General features: G+C 58.3%; 13 protein-coding genes. 4 read left to right on the top strand and 9 right to left on the bottom strand.

Translation table 11 applies throughout. The annotated features are described in order from the left end of the window. Positions 1-47: 47 nt before the first annotated feature. Both CV013_RS03910 and CV013_RS03905 read right to left on the bottom strand, forming a co-directional pair. On the bottom strand, positions 48-2,570 hold the full coding sequence (locus CV013_RS03910; protein WP_102153972.1) for a penicillin-binding protein 1A: 2,523 nt from the start codon (positions 2,568-2,570) through the stop codon (positions 48-50). 47 nt (positions 2,571-2,617) lie between these two features. Beyond that, positions 2,618-3,490 (bottom strand): N-acetylmuramoyl-L-alanine amidase family protein, encoded by an 873-nt coding sequence (locus tag CV013_RS03905; RefSeq protein ID WP_102153971.1) that lies wholly within the window; start codon positions 3,488-3,490, stop codon positions 2,618-2,620. Between the two features lie 453 nt (positions 3,491-3,943). Here CV013_RS03905 and CV013_RS03900 point away from each other — a divergent pair, with 453 nt between their 5' ends. From CV013_RS03900 to zapE, 4 genes are all read left to right on the top strand, one after another. Continuing rightward, on the top strand, positions 3,944-6,787 hold the full coding sequence (locus CV013_RS03900; protein WP_102153970.1) for an Rne/Rng family ribonuclease: 2,844 nt from the start codon (positions 3,944-3,946) through the stop codon (positions 6,785-6,787). A 448-nt stretch (positions 6,788-7,235) separates the two neighbouring features. Then, the gene (locus CV013_RS03895; protein WP_102153969.1) at positions 7,236-8,018 is read left to right on the top strand and encodes a succinate dehydrogenase iron-sulfur subunit; all 783 of its coding nucleotides are present in this window, start codon (positions 7,236-7,238) and stop codon (positions 8,016-8,018) included. A gap of 2 nt (positions 8,019-8,020) precedes the next feature. Next, positions 8,021-8,476, top strand: a complete 456-nt coding sequence (locus tag CV013_RS03890) for a PaaI family thioesterase (RefSeq protein ID WP_223805296.1) — start codon at positions 8,021-8,023, stop codon at positions 8,474-8,476. A 7-nt stretch (positions 8,477-8,483) separates the two neighbouring features. Continuing rightward, the gene (gene zapE / locus CV013_RS03885; RefSeq protein WP_102153968.1) at positions 8,484-9,608 is read left to right on the top strand and encodes a cell division protein ZapE; all 1,125 of its coding nucleotides are present in this window, start codon (positions 8,484-8,486) and stop codon (positions 9,606-9,608) included. A gap of 51 nt (positions 9,609-9,659) precedes the next feature. Here the strand turns inward: zapE and CV013_RS03880 are convergent, their stop codons facing one another. From CV013_RS03880 to CV013_RS03850, 7 genes are all read right to left on the bottom strand, one after another. Next, complete coding sequence (locus CV013_RS03880) at positions 9,660-10,616, bottom strand: crotonase/enoyl-CoA hydratase family protein (protein WP_102153967.1); 957 nt, start codon at positions 10,614-10,616, stop codon at positions 9,660-9,662. A gap of 194 nt (positions 10,617-10,810) precedes the next feature. Next, positions 10,811-12,709 (bottom strand): XrtA/PEP-CTERM system amidotransferase, encoded by a 1,899-nt coding sequence (locus CV013_RS03875; protein WP_102153966.1) that lies wholly within the window; start codon positions 12,707-12,709, stop codon positions 10,811-10,813. A 9-nt stretch (positions 12,710-12,718) separates the two neighbouring features. Continuing rightward, positions 12,719-14,266, bottom strand: coding sequence for an exosortase A (gene xrtA, locus CV013_RS03870; RefSeq protein ID WP_102154521.1), 1,548 nt, complete (start codon positions 14,264-14,266; stop codon positions 12,719-12,721). Then, positions 14,256-15,485, bottom strand: coding sequence for a TIGR03087 family PEP-CTERM/XrtA system glycosyltransferase (locus CV013_RS03865; RefSeq protein WP_102153965.1), 1,230 nt, complete (start codon positions 15,483-15,485; stop codon positions 14,256-14,258). The genes xrtA and CV013_RS03865 overlap by 11 nt, the downstream gene beginning before the upstream one ends. Then, complete coding sequence (locus CV013_RS03860) at positions 15,485-16,549, bottom strand: FemAB family XrtA/PEP-CTERM system-associated protein (protein WP_102153964.1); 1,065 nt, start codon at positions 16,547-16,549, stop codon at positions 15,485-15,487. The genes CV013_RS03865 and CV013_RS03860 overlap by 1 nt, the downstream gene beginning before the upstream one ends. Next, the gene (locus CV013_RS03855) at positions 16,546-17,418 is read right to left on the bottom strand and encodes an XrtA system polysaccharide deacetylase (protein ID WP_102154520.1); all 873 of its coding nucleotides are present in this window, start codon (positions 17,416-17,418) and stop codon (positions 16,546-16,548) included. Before CV013_RS03855 ends, CV013_RS03860 begins: the two co-directional genes overlap by 4 nt. 28 nt (positions 17,419-17,446) lie before the next feature. After that, complete coding sequence (locus CV013_RS03850; protein ID WP_102153963.1) at positions 17,447-18,580, bottom strand: XrtA/PEP-CTERM system-associated ATPase; 1,134 nt, start codon at positions 18,578-18,580, stop codon at positions 17,447-17,449. Between the last annotated feature and the right edge of the window lie 7 nt (positions 18,581-18,587).

The raw sequence follows: 18,587 nt of genomic DNA, 5'->3' as shown, positions 1-18,587 counted from the left end.
CCTTTCTCGGAACGTTCGGCGTTTCGCGACAGCAGACTATCGACACATCAATACAGGCCGCCCTGCTCCTCCACGAAACTGCCCTGATTTTTATTCTCGTCTTTCCGCGCATTGGAGGCTGCGTTACTTTGCGCCTGACGCCCCTTGCGGATCAGTTCAAGGATCTGGTTACGCTTGGCCGCAATCTCATCCTGTCGTGTAGCACGGGGCGGTTCGGTATTGGGCTTAAACGCTTCCCAGATGATCGAAGCTTTCGGATCGTCCGTCGGCCATCCATCGAACACGCGCTTACCACTCTGACGGTCGATGCGGACCATGCGGATACCGGCCGGAGCGATAAAGGGTTCGTCCGTCCATCGTTCACGTGTCGCCTTGACGAAATCGATCATCATTGGCGCAGCAGTGTTGCCGCCCTGAACCCAGCCCCCCATGTTACGCGGCTTATCGAAGCCGAGATACATGCCCGCGATGATATCCGGGCTACCACCCACGAACCAGGCGTTGGTGGGGCCTGAGGTCGTCCCCGTCTTGCCAAACAGCGGAAGATCGAGCGCGCGCAAGCGGACCGCAGTGCCGCGCTGCACAACCCCTTCCAGCATATGGATAACCTGATAAGCCGTGCGGGGATCAAGCACTTGTTTGCCGCCATCGGCGATGCGCGGCATCGGCTTCCCATCCCATTGCGGCATATTGCATCCGGTGCAGTCGCGCCGGTCAGCGCGCCAGATCACCTTACCCCGCCGATCCTGCACAAAATCGATGACTGTGGGATTATGCTGTCGACCGAAATTGGCTAGCGCCGTGTAAGCGTTGACCATTTTCAGCACAGTCGTATCCCCTGCCCCCAGCGCAAAGGCGGGATAGGGTTTATAATCCCCGATACCCATGCGTTTGATAGTGCCGACTACATTGGGCATCCCTGCATCCATCGCGATATGCACAGTCATCAGGTTACGGCTTTGCTCCAGCCCCCAGCGCATCGTATGAATACCGCCGCCGCCGCCACCGAAGTTGCGGAAGCATTTTTCACCTAGGGCAGCACCCTGATAGAAGCAGAACGTCTGGTCCGGCACCTGTGTGGCCGGCGTCATCCCGTTATCGAGGCCGGTGGCATAGACAAACGGCTTGATGGTCGAACCCGGCTGGCGAAGCGCCTGAGTGGCACGATTGAAATTGGAAATTCGGGAATCGAACCCGCCCTGCATGGCAAGCACACGTCCGGTATGCGGCTGAGCCGCGACAAACCCGCCTGACACTTCAGGCACAGTACGAACCACAAAGCCGTTGCCAGAGGGAGCGACTGCAATAACATCGCCCGCCTTCAGCCCGTTGGGCATACCGGAAAGAGGACCGGTACTGCCGTCGGAAAAGCCGATCGCGCCCCGCGATCCAGTGCGCTCCGTAACGACGCCGATCCGCCAATCTTTGTAAGAGATGCCAAGCGGCGAAGATGCCAGCTGCGATTGCCAGTCACCCTTCGACAAATCGATTGTGGCAAATGGCTCTTTCCATCCGCGACCTGAGTTATAACGGAAGATCCCGTTTCGAAGCGCATCGCGAGCCGCCTTTTGTAATTCAGGATCGAGCGAGGTGCGCACCCACAGGCCGCCAGCATAGACGCTATTCTTACCGTCTTCCGCAGTTTCCCCGAACTTCCCGATCAACTGCCGCCGCACTTCTTCCAGAAAATAACCTGCGTCGACTGAGTTAAGGCTGGTGCGAGAGGCCTGAAGCCCCAGAGGCTTGGCTTCGGCTGCGCTCGCTTGCTGCTGTGTAATGAAGCCGTTTGCCACCATCTGCTTGAGCACGAAATTACGGCGGGCAATTGCCATATCCTCGTATTTCTTTCGCCCGTAACGTTCGGGCGCCTTTGGCAGAATGGCGAGAAATGCCATTTCATTGAGATCGAGTTGACCGACGTCTTTGTTAAAGTATGCGCGTGCTGCCGCCTGAACGCCGAAGCTGCGGCGGCCCAAAGGAATTTCATTGAGATAAAGCGACAGGATTTGCTGCTTGGTCAGAGCACTCTCGATTCGGCGAGCGAGGATCATTTCCTTCAGCTTGCGCGTAACCGAATACTCGTCTCCCAACAGAATGTTTTTCGCGACCTGCTGGGTAATCGTCGAGCCACCCACCGCACGCTCGCCCGATCCATATTTCGCGGCATAGTCAATCACCGCACCCAACGTGCCAGTAATATCCACCCCGCCGTGCGTGAAGAAAGTTTTATCCTCCGCAGCCAGAAATGCCTCAATCAGTTTGGGCGGAAAATCCTGATACTGAAGCTGGACACGATGCTCGCGCGCGTAAGAATGAACTATCTGGCCATCGATCCCGCGCACGACGGTCGGTAGTGGCGGTTCGTATTCGAGCAGAGTTTCCGCGTCAGGCAGATCCCGCGTTAACACGATCCATAACGCGACGAATGAAAGCACACCCACGCCGATTGCGATTATCAGCCAACGGAAAAACCACCGCTCGCGCCAGTTTCGCATAAACCATGCAGCGACACCACGCGCGTCGCGCCGGATTCGATAACGAATGTGTTCGAGGGGCGATGTGTCGACCATGAGCGGGGCTTATTAGCATGCGTTTCTGGCTGCGCCAGAACCAAAGCTCACCCATCCCCCGACTGGCGCGCAAAATAGATGCGCACAGCTCTCGCCATAACTTTGGCAAAAGCCTCCCGACCGCGTAGAGAAGTCAATGCCTGTGCCTCTTGCGGGTTTGTCACGAAACCAGCTTCATACAGCACTGACGGCAAATCGGGAGCTCTTAAGACCGCGAGTTCCGCCGAACGAAGCGGTTGCGAATGAAATTTCAACCTATCCCTTCCTTCTCTGAGGATAAGGCTGGCAAATACATTGCTGTCTTCCTGCGTTTTGCGCTGGGACAATTGCACCAGGATGGCATTGATCGTGTCGCTTCGGCCATCCAGCGCAACACCGTTAACGACGTCTGCGCTATTTTCACGATCTGCAAAGCGTGATGCCGCTTCGCTCGACGCCGTGTTTGACAAGGTGTAAATACTCGCGCCTGAAACGCCATCGGCATCGCCCGCGCTATCTGCATGAATGGAGAGAAACAGATCGGCACCCAGCGCCCGCGCGATGCCAAACCGCTCGGCAAGCACCAGGTATCGATCGTCACTTCTGGTCAAAGCGACACGAATGCCCCCCTCCTTTACAATCTCGTCCCGCAAGGCCTTCGCAAGTCCGAGAGTTAGATTTTTTTCCTCAATCCCGTTGCCACTTGCCCCCGGATCATGCCCGCCATGCCCCGCGTCGATTACGATAAGGGGGCGGGATTTGTCTTTTGGGCCAAGAACCTGCGGCAGATCAGCCGGCTCCCCAGCGGGAGGCAATGTGATTCTGATGACATAGCCGCGCCCCAGCGCAGGCACGGGCAATGTCCAACCGAGTGCAAACAAAGCGCCCATCAAAACGACGGGTGCAAGAAAGATCAACCATAGCTGCGCGCGCAAGGACATTGCGCGCTAGGTAGGGCCAACGATTGATGAAGCGCAATATGGTTGCTCCGTTAATCTCTCAATGCTAGCAATATTCGCGATCGGGTTCCTGACCATGGCGAAGCGGCATCGTATGTTTCGATGCAAGCACTTGCGACAGGCGATCCGGGCCTTTCAGTCGGGCGCCGCCCGGTTTCATAAACAGGTTGACGCAACTCATGGCCACCCCCTCCCTGCAATCGCCGATGACGCCCCACGGCGCCATCGCGGCGCTTGTCGGCCGGGCCTCGCACGATGTGTGCAAGTCATGTGTTGCAGACACGTCATTCCGATCTGGCTTTTTTCAAAGCTCGGTTCGGTTCGTATCCGCCGCCGGGCGCACGGTCCCCGGCGGCAATCTAGCAATAGCGCGCACCTTTGGCCGCGCCCGGCTCAAATGCCTGGCCCCGCCCGGTCGCGCACGGAGAATTCATAATGGCAACGCGCATGCTTATCGATGCGCGCCACTCGGAAGAAACCCGGGTGGCGGTGCTCAAAGGCAACCGGATTGAGGAGTTCGATTTCGAGTCCTCAGATCACAAGCAGATCAAGGGCAATATTTATCTCGCCAAAGTTACCCGTGTAGAGCCTTCTCTGCAGGCCGCCTTCGTCGATTTCGGCGGCAACCGGCACGGTTTCCTCGCGTTCAGCGAAATCCACCCTGATTATTATCAGATCCCGAAGGAAGATCGGGAGGCGTTGTTGGCTGAAGAAGCTGCCGCGGCGGAGGAAGAGGCCGCCCTGCGCGCTCAGGAAGAGGAAGATGGCCATACCCCCGGCGGTGAATATGACGCCGACGATGAAACCGGCGAAGCGTTAGTCGAAGAAATCGCTGAAGATGGTGTCGAGGAAATCGACACGTCCGAAAAAGACGACGTCGCCACCATCGAAGAAGGCCAGCTTCAAGGCGATGACGATAGCGAATCGGATGACGATTCTGACGAGGATGACGACGATAGCGAAGATCGGTCGCGTGGCCGCCGTGGGCGAAGCCGTGGCCGCCGACAGTCGCGCGGTGGCAACCGAAGCCGGGCAAAGGAGGTCGACGAGGTTCGTGCCAAGCGCCTTGCGCTGCGTCGTCGCTACAAAATTCAGGACGTCATTCAGCGCCGCCAGGTTCTGCTCGTTCAGGTCGTGAAAGAAGAGCGTGGCAACAAAGGTGCCGCGCTTACGACCTACCTCAGCCTCGCCGGCCGCTATTGCGTACTGATGCCGAATTCCAGTCACGGCGGCGGTATTAGCCGGAAAATTAGTTCGGCTGCCGATCGCAAGCGCTTGAAGACAATCGTTTCCGATCTCTCTTTGCCGCGCTCGATGGGCTTGATCGTGCGTACTGCGGGGCTCAGTCGCACGAAGACCGAGATCAAGCGCGATTTCGATTATCTCGCCCGCCTGTGGGATGAGATTCGCGAACGCACCCTCGGATCTTCGGCTCCGGCGATGATCCATTCGGATTCCGACCTGATCAAGCGTGCCATCCGTGACATCTATAACCGCGAGATCGAAGAGGTCGTGGTCGAAGGTGAAGAAGGCTACCGCTCAGCCAAGGAATTCATGAAGCTGCTCATGCCCAGCCACGCGCGTCGGGTGAAGGCTTATTCAGACCCGGTGCCGCTGTTTCAGCGTTATGGTGCGGAGGACCAGCTTCGGGCGATGTACGATCCCGAAGTACAATTGAAGAGCGGCGGCTACCTCGTCATCAATCCGACCGAAGCCTTGGTGTCGATTGACATCAACTCCGGTCGTTCGACCAAAGAGCATGGGATCGAAGCGACTGCGCTATCGACCAACCTTGAAGCGGCTAAGGAAATCGCCCGCCAGTTACGCCTGCGTGACATGGCTGGCCTTGTCGTGATCGACTTCATCGACATGGAGCGCAGCGGAAATATCCGCAAGGTCGAACGCGCGATGAAGGATGCGCTCAAGAACGATCGTGCCCGTATTCAGGTGGGGCGCATTTCAGGCTTTGGCCTGATGGAAATGAGCCGCCAGCGTCTGCGTACCGGTGTACTGGAAGCCACAACGCGCGAATGCCCGCATTGCGATGGCACGGGCCTGGTGCGTACAGCATCGAGCGCAGGCCTTTCCGCTCTCCGCCTGATCGAAGATGAAGCCGCGCGCGGCAAAGGGACGATTATCAGCCTGTATGCGTCGACCGAAGCAGCGGTGTACCTGCTCAACGCGAAGCGCGCAGACCTCGCTGAGATCGAAGCGCGTTATGGCGTGTCGGTTGAGGTGTTGCCCGAAGGTGAGGACGAAGGTGCAAAAATGCGTGTCGCCAGTGCTGGCCCACGTCCGACTTCCGCACCTCGCTTCGATCCCATCGTCGACGACAGCGACGACGAAGATGATCTCGACGATAGCGAGATGGACAGTGATGACGATGACCGCGACAGCGATGATGATCGTCCGCGCAAGAAGCGTCGTCGGCGCCGTGGCGGCCGGGGCCGCAAGCGCGACAATGGCGACGTAAACAATCGCGACGATGAAGATGCCTCTGACGGCGAGAACGATACTTCGGACGATGAAGATCGCGCTGACGAGACCGCTTCTGACGACGGTGACAAGCCCAAGAAGCGCCGTCGCCGTGGCGGGCGTCGTCGTCGCGGGCTCAATCGGGACGAAGTTGGCGAAGAGGGTGGCAACGACAGCGAAGATACCGCTGAGGAAGTCATCCCCGAATCCAGTGCGGACGACGTGGCCGAGCAAATCGGCGAACAACTCACAGACGACATCGCTGTCGTCGGTGAAGCCGAGGCCGATCCTGCGCCAAAACCAAAGCGACGGACCCGCCGGAAAAAGGCAGAGCCCGAATCCGAGAAGGCCGATGCCAGCGAACCAGCTGCAGAAGCAGAAGCAGCAGCGACCGCGAGTGAAGACGCTCCCCACGAGAAGCCGAAGCGCCGCACTCGTCGCAAGAAGGCAGATATCGAAGCAGAGGCCGCCGCGGAAACAGTGGCACCATCTGCTGAAGAGAAGCCCAAACGCACCCGCCGTAAGAAGGCAGAGCCAAAGGCGGCAACCGAGATAGGCGAGGCGCAACCGGCGGAGGCAGCGCCCGCCGAAGAAGAAGCGCCGACGGTCAAAAAACCTGCTCGCGCTCCCAGAAGAAGGAAAGCGCCTGCCGCTGCGAAGACCGCTCCTGAGGAAACGCAGGAACAGGAATCTGTGCCAGAGCAACCGGTTGCGTCAGAACCTGCCGGGTCTGCGCCCGCAGAAGCCAACGAACCAGATGCCAAACCGCGCCGGGGATGGTGGCAGCGTACCTTCGGAGAATAGCAGCCGCTTGAAATATCAAGAAATAAGCCCCGGTTTTCGTTCGTGAAGACCGGGGCTTATTCGTTCAATGCCGCTGCAGGAAAGCCATCGCGCCTTGGACTCGGGTCGATCGCGCCGAAATTGATTGCCGTTTCGGTAGCATCACACCGTTGATTGCCCCCACCCGATCAACATTGTGGGGCATCGCCATGCGCCAATGGCGCCGCCGGGCTTAGCGCAGCCATCGTGACCGTCGGTGCCCCGGGCAAGTTATCGTCCGGGGAATATTGCACTTTTCATGTAGCAGCCCCGCTCGCATAACTCCTTTCTCCCTCATTCCGCCCAAAAGCACCGCCGTTACTGTCGCATCGGAGTGAAGGCATTCGCGCCGCTGAATTTGCGCCTACGCTTGCTCTCGGCGCTCAACGCGCTAGAGAGGCGGCGCAAAGCTCAAACAGGATCGGAAGCGATGGCGACCTTCACTCTCCCCAAGAATTCCAAGATCACCAGCAAGGGACAGCGCCACACTGCCGATGGCGTGAGCCGGATCAAGAAGTTCAAAATCTATCGCTATGATCCCGACAGCGGCGAAAATCCGCGCTACGACACATTCGAAGTCGACCTTGACAACTGCGGACCGATGGTCCTCGACGCGCTGATCAAGATCAAGAACGAGATCGATCCGACTCTCACGTTCCGTCGGTCGTGCCGCGAAGGGATTTGCGGGTCGTGCGCGATGAACCTCAATGGTCGCAACGGCCTCGCGTGCACTACCGCAATGGAAGACCTCAAGGGCGAAATTCGCATTACTCCATTGCCCAGCATGGAAGTGGTGAAGGATCTCGTTCCCGACTTCACCCATTTCTACGCGCAATACGCATCGATCCGGCCCTGGCTGCAAACTGTCAGCCCAACGCCGAGCGGCAAAGAGCGCCTGCAAAGCCCGGAACAGCGCGACAAGCTGGATGGTCTGTACGAGTGCATTCTGTGCGCCTGTTGTTCTACCTCGTGCCCCAGTTACTGGTGGAATTCCGACAAGTTCCTTGGCCCGGCTATCTTGCTGCAAGCATATCGTTGGCTGGCCGATAGCCGTGATGAAATGACCGGCGAGCGGCTTGACGCGCTGGAGGATCCCTTCCGTCTCTATCGCTGCCACACGATCATGAACTGTTCGAACGTTTGCCCGAAGGGCCTCAGCCCTGCTCGTGCAATCGCAGAAATCAAGAAGATGCAGGCCGAACGGCAAATCTGATCGTGGACGGCGCAAGCCCGAATTTCATCTATGAACCACACCCGGAACACCCCGGGTGGCATAGCTGGCGGTTGCGTGACGATACACTGTTCAACGCGCAAGTGATGGGCGAAATGCTCGTCCGTACGGAAAGCGGCAAGTGTCGGTTGCGGATGTTTCCGGCGCGCAAGCATCAGAATCTGCTTGGAATGATACATGGCGCCGTCACTCTTGGACTGATCGATATTTCCATGTTCGCTGCACTTCGCACTCTCAGTTCAGGCGATGCGGGTGGTTCTGTAACATTGGAACTGTCGACCCAGTTCATTGGTGCAGGCCAGCCAGACCGCCCGCTGGATGCCGTGGTGGAAATTCTCCGTGAAACGCGGCGGCTGTTGTTTGCCCGGGGCGAAGTGGTTCAGGGCGATAATCTTGTGGCCGGATTTACCGGAATTGTGCGCAAAGCCAGCGAGAAGTGATCAGTCGATGAGTGGTATGCTCGCGCGCTATGAAGCGCTTGTGGCCGCCGATGAGCTGCGGCCGGACCCGGATCAACGCGCTGCCGCTCTGGCGCTGGATGCCCTCCAGCATTCGCTGGAAGCCGCCAGCAACGCAAGAAGCTCCGGTTTTTTAAGCAAGCTGTTCGGAAAATCGACGGCGGAACGCCCGCGCGGCCTTTATATCTGGGGCGGTGTCGGGCGCGGAAAATCCATGCTCATGGACCTGTTCGTCGAAACGCTGGGTATTTCGGCCAAAAGGCGTGTTCACTTTCATGCCTTTATGCTGGAAGTGGACCGCCTGATCCGCGAAGAACGCGCGAAAGAAAGCGGTGATCCGATCGCTCCTGTGGCGGCGAGACTGGCACAGGGCATCCGCTGTCTGGCATTTGACGAAATGGTGGTGACCAACACCGCCGATGCAGCGATCATGAGCCGGCTCTTCACCGCGCTGATCCGCGATGAAGGGGTGACTGTCGTTACCACTAGCAATCGTCCTCCCCGCGATCTGTATAAGGACGGCTTGAACCGGTCGCTGTTTCTTCCCTTCATCGACCTCGTCGAAGCTGAAATGGACGTTGTCACCCTCGACGGTCCGGTCGATTATCGGCTCGACCGGCTGGGCGGAATTGAAACATGGCACACGCCCCTTGGCGAAAACTCCACCGCGCAAGTGCGCGAGGCGTTCTATCGGTTGACCGATTACAAGCCGGAAGATGCTGCACATGTGCCGAGCGCTGAGCTCGATCTTGGCGGCGGGCGGACAATGCATGTCCCCAAGAGCCTTAAGGGCGTTGCGGTGTTCAGCTTCAAGCGGCTGTGCGGCGAGAACCGGGGGGCTGCGGACTATTTGGCGATTGCTCAGGCATATCATACGGTGATTGTTGTCGGCATCCCCATTCTGGGACCGGAAAACCGTAACGAAGCGCTCCGCTTTACCAAGCTTGTCGACGCACTTTATGAAAACAACGTGATCCTGTTTGCCACCGCCAACGCCGAGCCCGGCGCTTTATATCCCACCGGCGATGGCAGCTTTGAATTCGCCCGTACAGTCAGTCGTTTGGAAGAAATGCAAAGCGCCGACTATCTGGCGAATGGGCACGGCGCGCACTGAAACTGCCCGATACCGGTCGCAACCGATACCGGGCCATTTCTCTAATTTTGATCAGGCCGCCCGCGCCAGCTTACGCTGTGCATTGGCGAGACGATTCATCACCTTCAAATCCTGATCGCGCAGTTGCAGCGCCGCATCGGCCCACAGCTCCGTAATCCGGTTTAGCTCATCCAGCGTGAGCGGAGCGGCTGTCCGCATAGCTTTGCGTTCGGCTACAAGGCCGGCATGGCGTCGGGTCGCACGCTTGATGAATTCCCGGCAGACAGCCAGCCCCTCGCCCGGTTCGGCAAGATGGTGGACGATACCCAGATCATACATCTGTTGAGCCGTATATGTATCGTTCGACTGGATGATACGTTCGGCCATCGCAGTACCCAGCTTGCGTGAAAGCAATGCATGAGCGCCCATTCCAGGGAACAGCCCGAACAGCACCTCTGGCAAGCCGAATGTCGCATCGCGGTCTGCTATCAGATAGTCAAAGCTTAACAGCGCCTCGAACCCACCACCCAATGCAGCCCCTTCTACAAGACCGATGGTAAGCGTCGGTTTCTCCAGCGCGTGCAGATTTCGGTAAAGGATCGCACAGCACCGATGTCCGTAACGGACCAGGCCATCGCGATCTTCATCCTGAATCAAGCGTTGGAACAGCGCGAGATCGCCACCGAAGCAGAAGACGCCCGGAGAACGGCTGCCCAGCACCAGGAATTTGAGCGGAACACGTCCCGGCCCGAAGCCCTGACCGATATATTTCTGCCAGTTTTCAAAATCGCCGAGCATCGGCGGTGTAAAGCTGGGCCGTCCGCGCGGCGCCATAAAGGTCCACAACGTTTCGCTATCGTCTTCGTAAAGGCATTCCAGTTCGTTGAGACGGAACAACCCTTCCGGAATGGCAGCGTGGATAGTGCTCCGCGCAACCAGTGCCTCATCGTCATCCGGCAATGGCAAAGCAGGGCCATGTACCGAAATCGGGTTTTCGCTCTCTCCCAGGTCATCATTGTAACGATCCATGAGCGCCCCCTTTCGCTGAAGTGTCCTTCGTGCGATCGGGCAGAGTGTAGGCGATGATTAAGATATATGGCAAACGATAAATTAACTATATTTTATGGTTAATTAGCTGGAAAACAGGTTCTGCTCTGATGTATACTGTCAGCCTGCCAATGGATCGTATGCCGCTAAATACAGCTAGTATTTTCCACAGGTTATCAACAGCAAACCCCCAATTTTCCAAGCGTTTTATCCAGCATCAGGAGCTGCCATAACAGCCGCCCGTGATCGCTGCGCCCGGCAATATGGTCGTCCGCCAGCTTGCCAATCCGCTCCCCATCGAACCAACCGGTGCCAGCAATCGTTGTGCGAGAGCCTATCGCGCGCGCCTCTGTCGCCAGCGGCCCGCGCAGCCATTGCGATACGGGCGTTACAAAACCCTGCTTGGGTCGATAAAGCACGTCATTGGGCAAATATCGCTCCATCGCGTGTTTGAGCAGCCATTTGCCCTGCCCGCGCCTGATCCTCAGATGATGCGGCAACCGGGCCGCAAATTCGACGAGCCGATGATCTAGCAGCGGCTCGCGCGCTTCCAGGCTGACGGCCATGCTGGTCCGATCGACTTTGGTCAAAATATCGCCCGGCAACCAGAACTTGAGATCCGCATATTGCGCCCGATCCAGTCCACTACGCGCCGGCGCGCCCCGCATCATGGCCAACAGCGGCTGTTCCGCCCGATAATCGCCCAGTATTTTGCGGAATTCAGGCGAATAAAGTGTGCCGCGCAATTCAGGCGCCATGATCGATAGGGCCCGCGCGTACCCCTCTTCTCCGCTTTCTGCCAAAGACTGAAAAGTGGTCTTCGCGCGCAAAGGACGCGGCGCCCAGTCGGCTTTTGGCCACATGCGGCCAAGCGCTCCGAATAAAGGCGCGCGCAAGCTGGCGGGCATTACCGAGCGGGCACGTTCTTCCGCGGCATGGAATACCTGCCGTCGGTAGCCTGCAAACGCCTCGTCCGCGCCATCGCCCGACAGTGCGACAGTCACGGATTCCCGCGCCAGCTGGCACACGCGCCATGTTGGCAAGGCGGATGCATCGGCAAACGGTTCGTCGAACATATCGGCAAGGCGGCCGATCTCGGCAAAATCATTTGGATCGACGATCCGTTCTCGATGGTCGGTGCCGAATTTCCGCGCCACTTCACGCGCGTAAGATGTTTCGTCCAGCGCGGCGACATCGAACCCGATCGAACATGTCTGCACCGGGCTGGAGCTGGCCTCTGCCATCAGAGCGACCACGCTGGAACTGTCCACTCCACCTGAAAGGAACGCGCCAAGCGGCACATCGGCCACCATCCGGCTCGATACCGCTTCGCGCAAATGGAACAGCAATTCGGCTTCGAGATCGGCGGGCTTGCCCCGCGCCCGTTCCGCAAACGAGATATCCCACCACCGTACCGGTGCCGCAGCAACGCTATCGTGGCGCAACAAACGGAAGTGGCCGGCGGGCAGCTTCTCCACCCCATCGAGGATGGAGCGGTGATCGGGGACATAGCCCCACGCCAGATAGTCCTCTATCGCCAGCGGATCGACTTTGCGGCGCAACAGGGGATGCGCCAGCAACCCTTTCAGTTCCGACGCGAACGCCAGACTTCCGTCGCTCAACATCGCAGTGAACAACGGTTTCACCCCAAACCGGTCCCGCGCAAGAAACAGCGTGTGCCGATCCAGATCGTAGAGCGCGAACGCGAACATTCCGTTCAGACGGGAAAGGCAATCCACACCCCACTTGCGGTAAGCGGCCAGAATGACTTCGGTATCGCCATCGGTGCGAAACTGCGCGCCGCCCAGTTCCAGTTCCCGCCGCAATTCACGGAAATTATATATCTCGCCATTGAAGACGATCATCGCCCGTCCGTCGGCCGATTGCATCGGTTGCGGCGATCCCGCAATATCGATGATCGACAGCCGACGGTGGCCAAGCCCGACGCCCGGTGCTGTCCAGACACCGCCGCCATCCGGGCCGCGATGGACAAGAGCGTCGCACATCCGCTCGACCCGCGCAGGGTCGACTGGCTTGGGCGTGCCACAATGAAAAATTCCCGCAATTCCGCACATGCGGCGCGCTTACCGCAGCCCGGCTGCGCGGTCCATCGTCAGCGCTGGATCGCCCATGGCCGCGCGGAACCGCGATAGCGCTGCGTCCGCGCCGGGTTCTTCCGACGAAAGGATCATCGCGATGGCAGGTCGCCCACGCATCAATACCCGGTCCCGCATCGCTGCCAGTTTGAACCTGGTGGCGCTGCCCGTTGTTACCCCGCCAATCTGGTAGCTGGTCTGGGTTAAGCGGCGAATTCCATGATTATACAGCCAGTCAGCTGACCAGCTGTTGCCGGGAACGCCCGGTTCCAGCCAGCGCCAGTCACTGCCCATCGGCAAGGCGCCCTGCCCCGCAGCCGCCGCATCGCGATCCGGGCCTTGCCCTGCGTAAACCGCAATACTCACATCTACTGCATGGCCGTTGTCATCATGATAATGAAGCAGTAGTTTGCGGTCCGCTTCAGTCGCGAGCGGAGTCCAGTTCGACACTTCCCCCGCAACGATATGCCAGCCCGGAACATGGGGCGCGGCGAGTGTCGGAGGCAGGCTTGCCTCCACATGATCGGCCGCGAATGCCCAGCCCCCAAACATCAGCGACAGTGCAACAACAGACAGCGACACAAAGCCTTGGCGGAAGCTGAAACGTTCGAGCTTACCAAGTAGTGAAGATGCCTTTATCGCATCCGCATCGATCCCTGGATCATCGGGCGAACGGTCGAACCAGCGCCAGGCGCAGCCAAGCAGTGCTGCCACCACGATGGCAAAGAATATCCAGCCATAAAAAATATGATCGAACCCGGCGGCAAATTCGATTCCCTGCCATTGCGCGATAACAATCGTACCCCATGCGCGAACACCATTCGCGACAATCGGCAAAAGTATCGCTGTACACAGAAATACCGCCCGTCGTTTCCACGATACGAAGCAAACATTGGCAACCAGCGTCGCCAGCGCGACCATCGCGGCAAGGAACATAACCCCGGAGCACGCCTCAGCCACTTCAAACAGGCCTGCAGGTGTATCGATGAACACGCCTTCGATATGCGCCTCCATCCCGCTCAGATGAATCAGGCCAATCACCAGTTTGGCCGTAACCATCTGGAGCACTGGGATCAGTTCGTCACCGATGGGAACGAGAAACACCATGTAAGCCAGCGGAAAAATCAGGCCCGCAGACACCTTAGGCCCCAGCACCACAATCGCACTGGCCGCCAAAGCGCCAACGGCACCAAGCTGACTGGCAATGTTGATCCCTGCCACTGTGCCAAGCATCCAAAGGGTAAGCGCCCCGAACAGCGCCATCAGCCCCGGCCACCACGCCTGCGGTGCGATCTTGGCCAGTTCCTCCCACCGTTGCCAAACGACCCACGCGATGATCGGCGGCACAAACAGGATGTGGTTATAGGTGGAGATATCCCACCACTGGTGCGCCATCGCAACCCAATCGCGCACTGTCAGAGCGAACAGGACAGCCCACACAATCGCCAGATTCAGCAACGGCGCCCGCCATTCGGGTGCAATCCGATCGGCAATCCCGCTTACTGGCGATCGGTGAAGCGATGCATCACGCTGCATCGCGCGCTTCACTTATAACGCTTCGCCCAGTGAGGGCTGCGAGCGGTGCCATAGCCGCGTCCCACCCCTTGTGCTCCACCACGAAATTCCGGGCAGCGGTGGCCATCTTCAGTGCCGCGGGGCCATCGGTCAGAAGCATACAGGCCCGGTCGATCAATCGCCCGTCGTTCGGTTCTATAGCGATATGTTCGCCATCGATCGCATCGATGCCGATGGCCGCTTCCGGGGTAACCAGAACAGGCCGTGCCATTGCCATTGCTTCCAGCACTTTATTCTGCACCCCGCGCGCAATGCTCAATGGTGCGATCACCAGATCTGCACCCGCCAGAAATGGTCGCACATCGGGCACTTCGCCCCATACACGCACGCCCGGCTGCCCATCGCGCTGCATTAATGCCGCAACAGGCGCACGCCCGACGACGTGAAACATCGCAGACGGAAACCGCCGACGGATGCCGGGCAGCAAGCAGTCAATCGTGCGGAGCGCGGCCGCAACATTGGGCGGATAGTCCATCTGCCCGGTGAAGACGATATGCGGACCATTGGCGTTTGTCAGCGCCGGATGAGGCTGCGAGATTTTCGGATCAAACAGCTCGGTATCGATGCCATTCGACACCGTCATCACATTCGCTTCGACATCGCCTATCCGTGCGCGAAACAAGCCCGCTTCTGCATCGGTGATCAGCAAAGTTGCATCGGCGCGCTGCGCGAGCCTGCGCTCTTCCTCGGCCAGCAGCTTGCTTTCCCGTGCATCGATCCACGCGCGCGGACCGCGACCATCGTGCGCGTATGCTTCGAACTTCGCGCTATCGACGTCGCACAAATCGATCACAACCCGGCCGGAGTAATCCGCCGGAATATACTGTCCCATCTGTCCCGAAAACACGAAGATACAATCGATAGGTCGGGTCGCAAGTGCATGCGCCACCCACGCCCGCAATTCAGAGTTGTCAAACGCCGTCAGGCTGACCGGCAACCCACGCACCAGCGCCTTCATCCCGGCCAGAGGCAGATTGAGCGAACGGCGGGCCAGGCAATAACTGGCGGCATACCGCGCCAGCTGCGGCTCGGCGGCAAAGTCCGCCTCCGTCTCGCCGAGAGTGCCAACATGAACCGGCCCGATCTCTGCAAGCGCCTTAAGTATCTGGTGGGAGCGAATTTTATCGCCCCTGTCCGCCGGGAAGGGAATCCGGTGAGCCAGAAAAAGTACCTCGCCCATCACGCCAGTCCACGGGCAATGATCGGACCAAGCCGGTTTGACACCGCCAGCGGCAGCTTCTTCCAAAGCGCGATTTTGGATGAATAGGCGGCGCTCGTCGGATCGACATCACGTGCCGTTGCCCCATTCGCTGTCCACGACCCATACGCGAGAGGTTCCGCTTCAAAGCCCCAGTTCTTCTTATAGGCAAATGCGCCACTTCCGACCTTGGAGCGACCAAAGTCAAACTGTGTGCAACCACGCTCGCGCGCGTGACACATCAACCGATAATACATCACCTCGTTCGAACGCGTCCGGCGGGCATCCCAGATACCACCGCCCCAATACGGCATTGCCACGCCATTGTGATAGAGGGTCAGAACTGCGCTCTGAGACACACCGTCCTGGCTCACTACAAGTATGTCTGCATCGTCTCCGAACGCGTCGAGCACAGCATCGAACAATGAGCGCGGAAACACCGGCGTTCCCAGATTGCGGACACTCTCCGCATAGACAGCGTAATGCGCTGCGCGATGCCATTCGTCACGGCCAAAACTGACCGTCAGGTTCTGTTGCAAACCCTTGCGAATCTCGGCCCTCTGCTTGCGCGGAATGGCGAGTAGCTGAGCATCATCGTCATGCGCGAGAGGGGCACAAAAGTTTGCGTGGCTATCCATGCGGATATGCCAGCCCGAAGGAATCGCGCCGCCGCGCAATTCGACCGACGCACATGACCTTCGCACAGCCAACTCCGCCGCAGCTTCGCACAGCCGGTGTGCGACATCTGTTCGCGTAGCCAGCGGCCCACCCGAAACACCAAAGCCACTCGACACCAGCGCACGTGGGAAAAGCGGCGAATGCACTTCGGTCAGCGGCAACCAACCCACTATGTTGCCGCAGTACTCGGCCAACAGCCCCATAGCGCACTGGCCCGTCCCACGTTCCACCGCTCGCAGCCACAGCGGCCTATGAAACGGGCTGCCGCCAGTTTCCATGACAAAGCGATCAATACGGCTGATCGTATCTGTGTCACTCAGATCGGCCAACCCGATTGTTTCGTGGGCAATTGGAAACGGTGCATTCATGACGCCACCTGCTGCGCGCGACCAGCTTCGCGATGCGCGATCTGATCCATACGGCACCAGTCAAAATCGCGGACTAATCCCTCTAATTTGGACGCCATTCTATGCAGATTGGTGTAATGCCGTAATCGAGAGCGCATCGGAGCATTGGAAACCCGTGGCTGATCCGGGTCTATCTCCCACGGATGAAAGTAGAACACCGCCGGGCGTTTTTCGTGTTGATTGACTTGCCTGATTGCCCATCTGGAAAATGCATAAGGCAGCACACGGAAGAACCCTCCCCCTCCGGCCGCCACCCTGCGACCGCCAAGAATGGCGGTAGTTACCGGGATTTCCACCAGGGAGCTCTGAGCCAAAGGCCTGAACGCGAAACGAGGTGCCTCGGGCCAGCCATAGTGATCGTGAACTACAGGAGCGACGGACGAGCTGTAAGCATAACCCTGTTCGGCTAAAACCTCATATGCCCAGGGAGTGCGCTGATCGATCGAAAAGCTGGGCGCACGATAACCTACAACCCCTTCACCTGTCGCATCTTCCAGCGTCGTTCTCGCGCGGTGCAAATCTTCAGCAAACGCTCTCCGATCCATTCCGTGTACCCGCGCGTGATCCCATCCATGACTAGCCATTTCATGCCCGGCATCAGTGATACGGCGCATCAGGGGGCCGTGCCTTGAAGCAACCCAACCAAGGGTAAAAAAAGTTGCTTTTACATCGGCTTCGGCAAACATATCCAGAATGCGAATAACGTTGTCCGATACCCGATCCGGCAGCTTGTCCCACGTGTCGCGTTCAATCACCTTCTCGAAAGCACCGACCTGATACCAATCCTCCACATCGACAGAGAGGCCATTTATAAGGCGCCCGCTCGCCATGTTGATAAGTGCCGTTGATCCCGACATGTCAGGCCGCCTTGCGTTCTGCCCCGTCTTCGAACCATTCGATCAACAAAGTCAGCACCTGACGAACGGCTTGATCCTGTTCGTCTATGCGTAATTCGAGATTTGCCAGACGATCAGCGAGATCGCTGGAAAGCTGCAAATATTTGTCCTTCGCTTCAGCGAGTTCGAGTACTGCATACTGGAGTTCTTCGATTTGTCGGTCTCGCAAATCAGACATATGATCGACCTCGTTATCGTCATGCGTTGTGGCATGCTTAACTGGGCCAGATGGCGACTTAGCCTTTTCTTTCCCTGCAGGATTTGACGCATTCGAGAGAAAGGTCGCATCGTTCCGCATTTCGGTCAATACGGCGGTGAGCATAGCGGAATCGATCCGCGTTCGCTGTTCAACAGCGCCCAACAGCATCAGTCGCGTCATGACCTGATTGATTCGGCGCGGAATCCCAGCGGTCGCCTGGTACACCTCCTTAAAGACGCGTTGATCGAAGGCAGGGTTACCATTCCATCCAACGCATTCGAGACGATGCTCGACATAAGGCTGAACCTCTTCGGCACTCATCGCATCGAGATGGTGGGCGGCAATGACACGTTGACGCAATTGCTCCAGAGCAGGGTGTGCAGCCAACACCTCCCGGAATTCCGGCTGTCCTAACAGGAGCGTTTGCAGCAATGGATGCGAACCAAGCTGAAAATTCGAGAGCATTCGCAGCTCCTCCAGCGCTTCTATGCTGAGGTTCTGCGCTTCGTCGACGATCAAAAGGCAACGCCGCCCTTCTCGTGCTTCTTCGTGAAGAAAGCCCTCAATCGCACCGAGCGCCGAAGCTTTATCATGCTCTTCCACCGCCAGCCCAAAAGCTTGGGCCGCAACGTGAATCATCTCATCGCCATCGAGATTGCTGGTAACGATCTGCCCGACTGTCATCTGGGCAGGGTCGATTTTCTTCATCAAGTGAGCCACTAGCGTGGATTTACCCGAACCCACTTCACCAGTTATGACAATGAAGCCTTCGGCCTGCGCCATACCGTAGCCCAGATAAGACAACGCCTTGCGATGCGTAGCGCTTTCAAAATAGAAGGCGGGGTCCGGCGTCAGCTGGAACGGACGATCGGTCAGTCCATAGAAGTCATCAAACATCGTTGTT

The sequence above is a fragment of the Tsuneonella flava genome, from assembly GCF_002870965.1.
GTDB classification, from domain to species: domain Bacteria; phylum Pseudomonadota; class Alphaproteobacteria; order Sphingomonadales; family Sphingomonadaceae; genus Tsuneonella; species Tsuneonella flava.
The sequence above is the reverse complement of the archived record's forward strand: the minus strand, read 5'-3'. Positions and strand labels throughout refer to the sequence as shown.

Excerpts from the sequence above, each read along its gene's own strand:
- CV013_RS03855 (WP_102154520.1), bottom strand. The coding sequence starts at position 17,418 with ATGGCGAGCGGGCGCCTTATAAATGGCCTCTCTGTCGATGTGGAGGAT.
- zapE (WP_102153968.1), top strand. The coding sequence starts at position 8,484 with ATGAGTGGTATGCTCGCGCGCTATGAAGCGCTTGTGGCCGCCGATGAG.
- CV013_RS03850 (WP_102153963.1), bottom strand. The coding sequence starts at position 18,580 with ATGTTTGATGACTTCTATGGACTGACCGATCGTCCGTTCCAGCTGACG.
- CV013_RS03880 (WP_102153967.1), bottom strand. The coding sequence starts at position 10,616 with ATGGATCGTTACAATGATGACCTGGGAGAGAGCGAAAACCCGATTTCG.
- CV013_RS03900 (WP_102153970.1), top strand. The coding sequence starts at position 3,944 with ATGGCAACGCGCATGCTTATCGATGCGCGCCACTCGGAAGAAACCCGG.
- CV013_RS03905 (WP_102153971.1), bottom strand. The coding sequence starts at position 3,490 with ATGTCCTTGCGCGCGCAGCTATGGTTGATCTTTCTTGCACCCGTCGTT.
- CV013_RS03860 (WP_102153964.1), bottom strand. The coding sequence starts at position 16,549 with ATGAATGCACCGTTTCCAATTGCCCACGAAACAATCGGGTTGGCCGAT.
- CV013_RS03875 (WP_102153966.1), bottom strand. The coding sequence starts at position 12,709 with ATGTGCGGAATTGCGGGAATTTTTCATTGTGGCACGCCCAAGCCAGTC.
- CV013_RS03895 (WP_102153969.1), top strand. The coding sequence starts at position 7,236 with ATGGCGACCTTCACTCTCCCCAAGAATTCCAAGATCACCAGCAAGGGA.
- xrtA (WP_102154521.1), bottom strand. The coding sequence starts at position 14,266 with ATGCAGCGTGATGCATCGCTTCACCGATCGCCAGTAAGCGGGATTGCC.
- CV013_RS03865 (WP_102153965.1), bottom strand. The coding sequence starts at position 15,485 with ATGGGCGAGGTACTTTTTCTGGCTCACCGGATTCCCTTCCCGGCGGAC.
- CV013_RS03910 (WP_102153972.1), bottom strand. The coding sequence starts at position 2,570 with ATGGTCGACACATCGCCCCTCGAACACATTCGTTATCGAATCCGGCGC.